The organism is Escherichia sp. WS568 (genome assembly GCF_046486085.1).
GTDB classification, from domain to species: Bacteria; Pseudomonadota; Gammaproteobacteria; order Enterobacterales; family Enterobacteriaceae; genus Escherichia; species Escherichia coli.
Genome location: NZ_JBJQMC010000009.1, coordinates 146,124 through 158,354 on the forward strand (window position 1 = coordinate 146,124; position 12,231 = coordinate 158,354).

7 protein-coding genes are annotated in these 12,231 nt (G+C 52.9%); 3 read left to right on the forward strand and 4 right to left on the reverse strand.

Annotated features, from left to right (window positions below; translation table 11 throughout):
- Positions 1–78: 78 nt before the first annotated feature.
- Together acrD and narQ are read right to left on the reverse strand one after the other, a co-directional pair.
- A complete protein-coding gene (gene acrD / locus ACJHWR_RS12550) occupies positions 79–3,192 on the reverse strand; it encodes a multidrug efflux RND transporter permease AcrD (RefSeq protein WP_001273112.1) in 3,114 nt (1,037 codons plus the stop codon).
- A gap of 163 nt (positions 3,193–3,355) precedes the next feature.
- Positions 3,356–5,056: a nitrate/nitrite two-component system sensor histidine kinase NarQ gene (gene narQ / locus ACJHWR_RS12555; RefSeq protein WP_001296285.1), complete on the reverse strand. Its 1,701-nt coding sequence runs from the start codon at positions 5,054–5,056 to the stop codon at positions 3,356–3,358.
- 205 nt (positions 5,057–5,261) lie between these two features.
- Between narQ and aegA the strand changes: the two genes are divergently transcribed.
- The 3 genes from aegA to ACJHWR_RS12570 all read left to right on the forward strand — a co-directional run bounded on the left by aegA (position 5,262) and on the right by ACJHWR_RS12570 (position 9,053).
- On the forward strand, positions 5,262–7,241 hold the full coding sequence (gene aegA / locus ACJHWR_RS12560) for a formate-dependent uric acid utilization protein AegA (protein ID WP_001078911.1): 1,980 nt from the start codon (positions 5,262–5,264) through the stop codon (positions 7,239–7,241).
- A gap of 67 nt (positions 7,242–7,308) precedes the next feature.
- Positions 7,309–7,884, forward strand: coding sequence for a GDP-mannose pyrophosphatase NudK (nudK, locus tag ACJHWR_RS12565; protein WP_001330582.1), 576 nt, complete (start codon positions 7,309–7,311; stop codon positions 7,882–7,884).
- A 125-nt stretch (positions 7,885–8,009) separates the two neighbouring features.
- A complete protein-coding gene (locus tag ACJHWR_RS12570) occupies positions 8,010–9,053 on the forward strand; it encodes a DUF1176 domain-containing protein (RefSeq protein WP_001270513.1) in 1,044 nt (347 codons plus the stop codon).
- 102 nt (positions 9,054–9,155) lie between these two features.
- Here ACJHWR_RS12570 and tkt read toward each other — a convergent pair whose 3' ends face one another.
- A complete protein-coding gene (gene tkt / locus ACJHWR_RS12575) occupies positions 9,156–11,159 on the reverse strand; it encodes a transketolase (protein ID WP_000087280.1) in 2,004 nt (667 codons plus the stop codon).
- A gap of 19 nt (positions 11,160–11,178) precedes the next feature.
- On the reverse strand, positions 11,179–12,129 hold the full coding sequence (gene tal, locus ACJHWR_RS12580; RefSeq protein ID WP_001003709.1) for a transaldolase: 951 nt from the start codon (positions 12,127–12,129) through the stop codon (positions 11,179–11,181).
- Positions 12,130–12,231: the final 102 nt, after the last annotated feature.

A 12,231-nucleotide genomic window follows, 5' to 3' on the forward strand; every position in this document is an offset into this window, starting at 1 on the left:
CAGCAAGAACCCGCTGAGCAGGTTCTTAATCGGAAAGTTGAAAAAGGCGACACATTAGCATGTCGCCTTTTTTATTGCTTATTCCGGGCGCGGCTTCAGCGGGAAGCGGCGGCGCACCAGCACAAAGAACAGCGGCACGAAGTAAATAGCCAGAATAGTGGCCGAAATCATCCCGCCCATTACGCCAGTACCCACCGCATGCTGACCACCGGAACCGGCACCCGTGCTGGTTGCCATTGGCAATACGCCGAAGATAAATGCCAGCGAAGTCATCAGAATCGGGCGTAAACGCTGACGGCAGGCGTGGAGCGTCGCTTCAAACAGGTCGTGGCCTTTTTGGTTCATCTCGTTAGCAAACTCGACGATCAGGATGGCGTTTTTCGCCGATAAACCAATGACCGTTAACAGGCCCACCTGGAAGTAAACGTCGTTTTCCAGCCCGCGCATCCAGGTTGCCAGCAGCGCGCCGATAACCCCCAGCGGCACGACCAGCATTACCGAGAACGGCACCGACCAGCTTTCATACAACGCCGCAAGACACAGGAATACCACCAGCAAGGAAATGGCGTACAGCGCCGGAGCCTGCGCGCCGGAAAGCCGCTCCTGATACGACATCGCCGTCCACTCCAGACCAAAGCCGTTTGGCAACTGCTTCACTAACGATTCCATAATATCCATCGCCGTACCGGTACTGACCCCCGGTGCGGCTTCCCCTACAATCTCTACCGCAGAATAACCGTTATAGCGTTCCAGACGCGGCGAGCCTGTCTCCCAGCGTGAGGTCGCGAAAGCAGAGAAGGGCACCATGCCGCCATCTTTATTTCGGACATACCAGAGATTGATGTCATCTGGCAGCATGCGATACGGCGCAGCTGCCTGCACATAGACTTTCTTCACGCGACCGCGATCCATAAAGTCATTCACATAGCTCGAACCCCAGGCGGTTTGCAGTGTGTCGTTAATATCGTCGATAGCAACGCCCAGCGCCTGAGCTTTACGCTGGTCGATATCAATCTGCAACTGCGGACTGTCGTCGAGGCCGTTATGGCGCACACGGGTTAGCTCCGGGTTTTCCGCCGCCAGCGCCAGCAACTGGTTACGTGCTGCCATCAGCGCATCGTGACCCGCTCCAGCGTGGTCCTGCAACTCCATATCAAAACCCGCAGAACTACCAAGACCGCTAATTGCTGGCGGGCTGCTGGCGATAACGCGAGCTTCTTTAATCTTGTTAAACGCCTTCGTTGCACGCTCGATAATGGCAAACGAGGTGCCGGTCTTACTGTCGCGTTCGCTCCAGTCTTTCAGGCGGATAAACATTCTCGCCACGTTTTGCCCGTTACCCCCAGGGCCAGAACCAACAGTGGCAAACACCGACATGATGTTGTCTTTTTCATGGGTGAAGTAGTATTTCTCGATTTGCTCAACGACTTTCAGGGTCTGTTGTTGGGTTGAACCGCTGGGCAACTGTACCGAGGTAGTAAACATGCCACGGTCTTCCAGTGGCAAGAACGACGTCGGCAAACGCAGGAACAGGAACACCATGCCGCCAAGCAGCAGGACATAAATCACAATCCAGCGCAGGCTACGGTGGAGAATTTTCGCCACCCCTTTTTCGTAGCGTTCGGCGTTGCGGTTAAACATCTGGTTAAACCAGGCAAAAAAGCCTTTTTGCCCGTGATGCTCACCTTTTTTCAGTGGCTTAAGTAGCGTGGCACACAGAGCCGGAGTGAGGATCATCGCTACCAGTACTGACAGCACCATCGCTGCAACAATGGTAATAGAGAACTGGCGATAGATGGCACCGGTGGTGCCGCCGAAGAAGGCCATTGGTACAAATACCGCCGAAAGCACCATCGCAATCCCGACCAGTGCCCCCTGGATCTGCCCCATCGATTTACGTGTGGCTTCGCGAGGAGTGAGTCCTTCCTCACTCATAATACGTTCGACGTTTTCCACCACCACGATGGCGTCATCCACCAGCAGACCGATCGCCAGCACCATCGCGAACATGGTTAAGGTGTTGACGCTGTAACCGAAGGCATAAAGTACGGAGAAGGTTCCCATCAACACCACCGGCACGGCGATAGTGGGTATCAGCGTGGCGCGGAAGTTTTGCAGGAACAGATACATAACGAGGAAAACCAGAGCGATAGCTTCCAGCAGCGTTTTCACCACGTCTTCAATGGAGGCTTTAACAAACGAGGTGGTTTCATACGCCACCTTGTATTCCAGTCCGTGCGGGAAATACTGCGCCAGCTCGTCGAGACGATTGAGCACCAGCTCCGCTGTCGCCATTTCGTTCGCGCCGGAGGCCAGTTTTACCCCCAGCCCGGAGGCTGGCATACCATTGAAGCGGCTAAGATAATCGTATTTTTCCGCCCCCATTTCGATGGTGGCGACATCGCCCAGCCTTACCTCTGAGCCGTCCTGATTCACCCGCAAGGTGATATCGCGGAACTGTTCTGGTGTTTGTAGCAGTGACTGGGCGTTAATGGTGGCGTTGAGCGCCTGCTTATCGACGGAAGGCGTACCACCAAGTTGCCCAACCGCAATCTGCGCGTTCTGTGACTCAATGGCATCAGTGACATCTTTAGCCGTCATCTGGAAACTGTTGAGTTTCGCCGGGTCCAGCCAGATACGCATGGAATATTGCGAACCATAGGCATCGATATCCCCGACGCCATTCACGCGGCTTAACGGATCCTGAATATTACTGGCAACGTAATCGGCAATATCCTGTTTATCCATCGAACCATCGGTAGAGACGAAGGCAATGGTCAGAATATTGGTATCGCCGGTTTTACGCACCGTCACGCCCTGATTTTGCACCGCCTGCGGTAACTTTCGCATGGCTGATTGCAGCTGGTTTTGTACTTGCTGCACGGCTTCGTCCGGATCGGTGCCTGCTTTAAAACTTAAAGTGACAGATGCCTGGCCGGTGCCACTGCTCTGAGACGACATATACATGAGATTATCGAGGCCGGTCATATTTTGCTCGATAACCTGGGTCACGGTGTTTTCCAGCGTCTGGGCCGATGCGCCGGGATAGTTAGCGGTCACTCGCACATTCGGTGGCGCGAGATCGGGGTATTGTTCAACGGGCAATGAAAAAATCGCCAGGGTACCTGTCAGACACAACAGGATTGCCAGCACCCAGGCAAAAATGGGGCGATCAATAAAGAAATTCGCCATTAAAAGAGGACCTCGTGTTTCTGCGTATCGTTGTAGGCTTGACTTGCTTCACTGTAGCGGCAAGGTACGAGCCAATCGTGGAGAAAAAAAGGAGTTAATGTAAATTATCATGCCCTTTTATACTGAACCTTAAGTGCCACTATTCTTTGGTCAATAAGAGGCATTACATCAGCTGACTTTCCTCACCCTCCGCAGAGCGAAAGCTAATACTCACTAACGTGCCGCCGCCGGAAGGTTGCGAAAAAGTCAGCGTCCCACCCAATCTTTCCGCGCGTTCGCGCATGATATTCAGACCATAATGGCCTTCGGGTTCTTTCGGTTCACCGATGCCAATCCCGTTGTCGCGAATATAGACTGTGTGATTGCCATCCGGCGCGGTGACGCAGCTAACGGCGATTTCGCTGGCGTTGGCGTGCTTCATCGCATTCAGCACCGCTTCGCGAATAATTTGCAACAAATGCACCTGCATTTGCGCATCCAGCGCCAGGGTTGGCAGACGGCAGTCGAGGGTCAGTTTGGCGCTGGTTTGATTTTGTAACGTATCCAGCATTTCCCTCAACGCGGAGGGGAGATCCGCCTGCTGCAGCGTCAGGCGGAAAGTAGTTAACAGCTCGCGTAACTGCCGATAAGCATCATTCAACGCCTGGGAAAAATCGGCCATGATACTTTGTGCGGTGGCATTATCTTCCGGTATCGAACGCTTCAGTAACGTCAACTGGATACGTAAGTAAGAAAGTACCTGAGCCAGCGAGTCGTGCAATTCGCGGGCGATGGTCGCACGTTCTTCCATCAACAATAACTGCTGAAAATGCTTCTGCGCCTGATTAAAGTACAAACCGCGTCCCAGCATCGACGAAACGCTGTTAAGCAGCGGTTCTGATGATGAAACGTGACTATTTTGCCAGTGCAGTTCGCCGTAAACCGTCTCTTGCATTGTCACCGGTAAAATCTGCATCGGCAATTCCGGGTTTGGCTGCCCTTCGCTAATCCGCCAGTTGTCACCGACATTTAACTCCAGATATTCAGCCGCTTCATTGTCGCGAACAATCTGCAAAATATGGCGGAAACAATGCACATCAATCTGGCTGGTGTTTAGCGCCTGCGAACACTGATACAACACCTCCAGACGACGCTTGGCCTCGTGGAGATCGCGGGTCTTTTCTTCTACTGACGCCTCCAGCGAACGGTACAATTTATGCAGTTCGCTCGACATCTGGTTAAAGGTTTTTGCAAGCAGGCCAAGCTCATTCGGCAGGCTGGTATCCAGCGGCGGCGAGTCGAACTGCCCGTGTTCAATACGCTGACTGGCGGTAACCAGCTGATTCAGCGGGGCAACCACCTGATGGCGTATGCGGCGCAAAGTAAAAAAGACCAGCGTGAAAATACCGATGCCGCCAGCCAGGGAAATCGCCACCACCAGCAGCATTTTGCGTTCAGCGTAGTGCTGTAAAGCCAGCACGAACAGGTCTATCTGATTAACATAATTATTAATATTGGCCTGATACCACGGCAAGTCGCCCTTGCTGAGCCGATTATTCATCTCCAGCCAGTTGGCATTCAGATGCGCATAGCGGGTTTTTACTGCCTCTGGCACATACCAGACGTTGAGATTGGTTAATACCGGTGAATGCAGTGCCTGCTGAAATAACTGGCGATGTGCATTGAGTTGTGGACTGCCACTTTGCAAATCGTAGCCCAGGCGGTAACTCTGCATACGCAGCGATCCGGCAATATTGATAGCCTCAGCGTCGCGCAAACTGCTCGCCAGAGTTAGCAGAGCGATACCCGTGGAAAGAATCGACAGCAGCACAATGTAAAAAAAGGCCCGGGCCAGACTGGCCGAGACGGGTCGTTTAACAATCACACGCGTCTTCTCCACAAAAAATCATTAATGTTCCAGTTCGCTGAAACGCAATTTAGTCAGTGATGGGATTATTTGATCTGCCACAGTTTATAGCGAAATAGTTACTTATTCTGGGCACATGAACATTGCCGATTCCCCTGTAAGTCGGGTAATAACAACACTCATATAAAGAATAAGGTTTTTACAACCAAAAAAGAAGGTCGTTATGAATCGTTTTATTATGGCCAACAGTCAGCAATGTCTGGGTTGTCATGCTTGTGAAATCGCCTGTGTCATGGCTCACAATGACGAGCAACATGTCCTGAGCCAACGCCATTTTCATCCCCGAATTACGGTTATCAAACATCAGCAGCAACGTAGTGCAGTGACCTGTCACCATTGTGAAGATGCGCCCTGCGCCCGTAGCTGCCCTAATGGCGCAATCAGCCACGTTGATGACAGCATTCAGGTCAATCAGCAAAAGTGTATTGGCTGTAAATCCTGCGTGGTGGCCTGTCCATTTGGTACGATGCAAATCGTCCTGACACCCGTTGCGGCTGGCAAAGTTAAAGCCACGGCGCATAAATGCGACCTTTGTGCAGGGCGCGAAAACGGTCCTGCCTGTGTCGAAAATTGCCCGGCGGACGCGCTGCAACTGGTCACTGACGCCGCACTCTCCGGCATGGCGAAATCCCGCCGCTTACGCACCGCACGTCAGGAACATCAACCGTGGCATGCCAGTACCGCGGCACAAGAAATGCCGGTAATGAGTAAAGTCGAGCAAATGCAGGCAACGCCCGCGCGTGGCGAGCCGGACAAACTGGCGATTGAAGCGCGCAAAACCGGTTTTGATGAAATTTATCTGCCATTCCGTGCCGATCAGGCACAACGGGAAGCCTCGCGTTGCCTTAAGTGTGGCGAGCACAGCGTTTGTGAATGGACCTGCCCGCTGCATAACCATATACCGCAGTGGATTGAACTGGTGAAAGCAGGAAACATCGACGCCGCCGTCGAGCTTTCTCACCAGACCAACACCCTGCCGGAAATTACCGGACGCGTTTGCCCGCAAGACCGTTTGTGTGAAGGTGCCTGTACTATTCGCGATGAGCACGGCGCAGTAACTATCGGCAACATTGAACGCTACATTTCAGATCAGGCGTTGGCGAAAGGTTGGCGTCCTGACTTAAGTCATGTCACCAAAGTGGACAAGCGAGTGGCGATTATCGGTGCGGGTCCGGCAGGGCTGGCCTGTGCGGATGTTCTGACCCGCAATGGCGTAGAGGTGACGGTGTACGATCGCCATCCAGAAATCGGTGGCTTGCTCACTTTCGGCATTCCTTCTTTCAAACTGGATAAATCCCTGCTGGCACGCCGTCGGGAAATCTTCAGCGCGATGGGGATTCACTTCGAACTCAATTGTGAAGTGGGTAAAGATGTCTCTTTGGATTCGCTTTTGGAACAATACGACGCGGTCTTCGTTGGCGTAGGCACTTACCGTTCCATGAAAGCGGGTTTACCCAATGAAGATGCGCCGGGCGTTTATGACGCCCTGCCGTTCCTCATCGCCAACACTAAACAGGTGATGGGACTCGAAGAGCTACCGGAAGAGCCGTTTATCAATACCGCCGGACTCAACGTCGTGGTACTGGGCGGCGGCGACACCGCGATGGACTGTGTGCGTACCGCGCTGCGCCACGGCGCGAGTAACGTCACCTGCGCTTATCGTCGTGATGAAGCTAACATGCCAGGCTCGAAGAAAGAGGTGAAGAACGCCCGCGAAGAGGGGGCCAACTTTGAATTTAACGTCCAGCCGGTGGCGCTTGAGCTGAATGAGCAAGGTCACGTTTGCGGAATTCGTTTCCTGCGCACGCGTCTTGGCGAGCCGGATGCCCAGGGGCGTCGGCGTCCAGTGCCGGTGGAAGGCAGTGAATTTGTCATGCCAGCCGACGCGGTGATTATGGCGTTTGGCTTCAATCCGCACGGGATGCCGTGGCTGGAGTCGCACGGTGTAACGGTAGACAAATGGGGTCGCATCATCGCGGATGTGGAAAGCCAGTACCGTTACCAGACCACCAATCCGAAAATCTTCGCTGGTGGTGACGCCGTGCGTGGTGCGGATCTGGTGGTTACCGCAATGGCAGAAGGACGTCATGCGGCACAGGGGATTATTGACTGGCTGGGGGTAAAATCAGTCAAATCTCACTGATAGCCTGCGCAGACAAACCCGACTTCACAGCGTAAGATAATTGTTCATTTCGCGCTGTGGAGTCGGTATGACGCAACAAATCACCCTCATTAAAGACAAAATTCTCTCCGATAACTATTTCACCCTGCACAACATTACTTACGATCTCACGCGCAAAGATGGCGAAGTTATCCGTCATAAACGTGAAGTTTACGATCGCGGTAATGGTGCGACGATCCTCCTGTACAACGCGAAGAAAAAGACCGTGGTTCTGATTCGTCAGTTCCGTGTCGCTACCTGGGTTAATGGCAATGAAAGCGGGCAGCTGATTGAAACCTGCGCCGGGCTGCTGGATAACGACGAACCGGAAGTGTGCATTCGCAAAGAAGCAATTGAAGAGACGGGCTATGAAGTGGGCGAAGTGCGCAAATTATTTGAACTGTATATGTCGCCTGGCGGTGTGACTGAGCTAATCCACTTTTTTATCGCCGAATACAGTGACAGCCAGCGCGCTAACGCCGGTGGTGGTGTCGAAGATGAAGATATTGAAGTGCTTGAGCTGCCGTTCAGCCAGGCGCTGGAGATGATTAAAACCGGCGAGATACGTGACGGTAAGACGGTGTTATTGCTTAACTATTTGCAAACGTCACATTTAATGGACTGAAAAATAACAATAATATTTCGTTGTTTATTATTGGCTCAATCCGACAAATCCGATTGAGCCGCGCTACCTGCGCAACGAAGATACGACTTGTGCTGTTTGTTTGAACTTCTGGGGTCGTACCGTCCATGCGCTATCGCATTTTCCTTCTCTTTTTTTTCGCTTTGTTGCCGACGTCTTTGGTGTGGGCGGCACCAGCGCAACGGGCGTTTTCCGACTGGCAGGTCACCTGTAATAACCAAAACTTCTGCGTGGCGCGTAATACGGGCGATCATAACGGACTGGTGATGACCCTGAGCCGCAGCGCCGGGGCGCATACCGATGCCGTTTTACGTATTGAGCGCGGCGGGTTGAAGTCGCCGGATGCGTCTGAAGGGGAGATAGCGCCACGGCTGCTGTTAGATGGTGAGCCGTTGGCGTTAAGTGGTGACAAGTGGCGGATTTCACCATGGTTACTAGTAACCGATGATACGGCAACCATCACCGCGTTTTTGCAGCTGATTCAGGAAGGGAAGGCAATCACCTTACGCGATGGCAATCAGACCATTTCTCTGAATGGCTTAAAAGCGGCGTTGTTGTTTATTGATGCTCAGCAAAAGCGCGTTGGCAGTGAAACCGCGTGGATAAAGAAAGGGGACGAACCGCCGCTCAGCGTACCGCCCGCGCCTGCGCTGAAAGAGGTCGCGGTGGTTAACCCAACGCCGACGCCACTCTCACTCGAAGAACGCAACGATTTGCTGGATTATGGAAACTGGCGGATGAATGGTCTGCGCTGCTCGCTTGATCCGTTACGTCGTGAGGTGAATGTCACTGCGCTGACCGATGATAAAGCACTGATGATGATTAGCTGTGAGGCAGGGGCCTATAACACCATTGATTTGGCATGGATTGTGTCGCGTAAAAAGCCGCTAGCCTCGCGCCCGGTTCGGTTGCGTTTGCCGTTCAACAACGGTCAGGAGACGAATGAACTGGAACTGATGAACGCAACATTTGATGAGAAATCGCGTGAACTGGTGACCTTAGCGAAAGGGCGCGGATTAAGCGATTGTGGCATTCAGGCGCGCTGGCGCTTTGACGGTCAGCGTTTTCGCCTGGTGCGTTACGCCGCAGAACCCACCTGCGATAACTGGCATGGGCCAGACGCCTGGCCCACGTTGTGGATCACCCGTTAAACAAAATCCCAGATGCGCCCCTAAAAAGCGCACAGACTGTCTCCTCGCCCCTCTGGGGAGAGGGTTAGGGTTAGGGGAACATACAGCATCCGGCGATCACCATCAGGCACCTTTCACTCCCAGCACCTTATGCGCTTTTGCCACAATATTCTCGGCGGTAAAGCCAAAGAACGGGAACAGCTTATCCGCCGGAGCAGATTCCCCGTAACCCGTCATCCCGACAATTGCCCCTTTCAGACCAACATACTTGTACCAGTAATCGGCGATGCCTGCTTCCACCGCTACGCGAGCCGCAACGTTAGAAGGCAACACCGACTCCCGATATTCCTCATCCTGGGCGTCGAAAATATCGGTCGAGGGCAGGGAAACTACGCGTACATTGCGACCTTCTCCCGCTAATTTCTCTGCCGCTTGCAGGGTGATTTCCATCTCTGAACCGGTGGCAATCAAAATAATATCTGGCTTACCGCCGCTGTCTTTCAACACATAACCACCACGAGCAATCTCTTTAACCTGATCCGGCGTACGTTCCACCTGGGCCAGATTCTGCCTGGAGAGGATCAGTGCCGTCGGTCCGTTGTGGCGCTCAACCGCCAGCTTCCAGCCCACCGCTGCTTCCACCTGATCGCACGGTCGCCAGGTGCTGAAATTTGGCGTTAAGCGCAGACTGGCCAGTTGCTCAACAGCCTGGTGCGTAGGACCATCTTCGCCCAGGCCAATTGAGTCGTGGGTATAAACCATAATCTGCCGCGCTTTCATCAGTGCCGCCATCCGCGCGGCGTTACGGGCGTATTCAACAAACATCAGGAACGTCGCGGTATACGGCACAAAGCCGCCGTGGTGCGCAATGCCGTTGGCGATAGCGGTCATGCCAAATTCACGCACCCCGTAGTGAATGTAGTTGCCCGCCGGATCTTCCTTCAGCGAAACAGAACCTTTCCAGATGGTCAGGTTGCTGGGAGCCAGATCCGCCGAACCGCCGAGCAGCTCCGGTAGCATAGGCCCGTAAGCGTTAAGCGTATTTTGCGAAGCCTTACGGGTAGCGATTTTCGCCGGATTCGCCTGCAACTCATTGATATATTTCTGAGTCGTTTTCTCCCAGTCCTTCGGTAAACCACCGCTCATCCGACGGGTAAACTCTTCTGCCAGTTGCGGATGAGCCTTTTTATAGGCGGCAAACTTCTCATTCCAGCTCTGCTGCGCTTTTTCGCCTTTTTCGCGGGCATCCCAGGCGTGATAAATCTCTTTAGGGATCTCAAATGGCGGATGGTGCCAGCCCAGTTTTTGCCGTGCCAGCGCCACTTCTTCTTCCCCCAGTGGTGCGCCGTGCGCCTCTTCCTTACCTGCTTTATTCGGCGAACCAAAGCCAATCACCGTACGGCAGATAATCAGCGACGGCTTATCTTTCACGCTTTGCGCTTCAAGGATCGCTTCCTTCACCGCCTGCGGATCGTGGCCGTCGATCTCGTGGATCACATGCCAGTGATAGGCTTCAAAACGTTTTGCTGTATCGTCGGTAAACCAGCCTTCGGTTTCACCGTCGATGGAAATACCGTTGTGATCGTAAAAACCAATCAGCTTGCCCAGTCCCAGCGTGCCCGCCAGCGAACAGACTTCGTGGGAAATACCTTCCATCAGGCAGCCGTCGCCCATAAACACATAGGTGAAGTGATCGACAATTTCATGATCTGGCTGGTTAAACTGCGCCGCCAGCGTACGCTCTGCTATCGCCAGCCCGACGGCGTTCGCCAAACCTTGTCCAAGTGGACCGGTGGTGGTTTCAACACCAGGCGTATAGCCGATTTCCGGGTGACCAGGGGTTTTCGAATGCAACTGACGAAAGTTCTTCAGTTCTTCCAGCGGCAGGTCGTAACCGGTCAGATGCAGCAAACTGTAGAGCAGCATCGACGCGTGACCGTTGGAAAGAATAAAGCGGTCGCGATCATACCAGGTTGGGTCGGTAGGATTATGTTTAAGAAAATCGTTCCACAGCACTTCGGCAATATCAGCCATGCCCATCGGCGCGCCGGGATGACCAGAATTGGCTTTTTGTACCGCATCCATACTGAGTGCGCGAATCGCATTGGCAAGGTCTTTTCGGGACATATAACACTCCGTGGCTGGTTTATAGTTTGGCGGCAAGAAGATCTTCCAGTTTGCGTTGATCAACGGCGAACAGACGAATGCCTTCAGACAGTTTTTCTACCGCCATCGCATCCTGATTGTGCTCCCAACGGAACTCCGCTTCGCTCATGGGAGCTGGGCGTGGGAACGTCTGAGAAGGTGGGATTAATTTACGTACCACTGGCGAAACTTTTTCCTGCAGCTCCTTTAGCAAATTCGGTGCGATAGTCAGTCGATCGCAGCCGGTTAAGGCGAGGATTTGTTCGGTGCGACGGAAACTCGCGCCCATCACAATGGTTTCATAGTGGTGTTGCTTATAGTAGTCGTAGATATTGCGTACTGATTTAACGCCTGGATCTTCTTCCACCACATACGGGTCCATCGGCTTGCGTGCCTGATACCAGTCATAAATACGCCCGACAAACGGCGAAATCAGAAATACGCCTGCTTCTGCACAGGCCCGCGCCTGTGCAAAAGAAAACAGCAGCGTCAGGTTGCAGTTAATACCTTCTTTTTCCAGCTCTTCTGCCGCGCGAATTCCTTCCCAGGTTGAAGCCAGCTTGATCAAAATGCGTGATTTCTCAACGCCTTGTTGCTGATACAAGTCCACCAGATGGCGGGCCTTTTCAATACTCTTTTCTTTATCAAAAGAGAGGCGTGCATCAACTTCTGTTGACACGCGACCGGGTACGATTTTGAGAATTTCAGCACCGAAATTGACCGCCAGTTTGTCACACGCTGCGACCACCTGTTGTTCCTGGGTTTTGCCATTTTTTTTACCCCAGGCGATAGCATCGTCTATTAAATGCTCATATTGTGATAATCCGGCAGCCTTGAGTAACAGCGAAGGATTGGTGGTGGCATCCTGGGGATGATAATGGCGAATGGACTCAATATCGCCGCTGTCTGCCACGACAGTGGTGAACTGTTTGATGCCGTCTAACTCGTTCATAGGAAATACTCCTTGAAAAGTAAAGTGTTAGATGAGTGCGTTAATTCACACTTCTGAGAAATTTCGCTAAACGCATCAAAAAAGCATAGCAGACAGGCATGG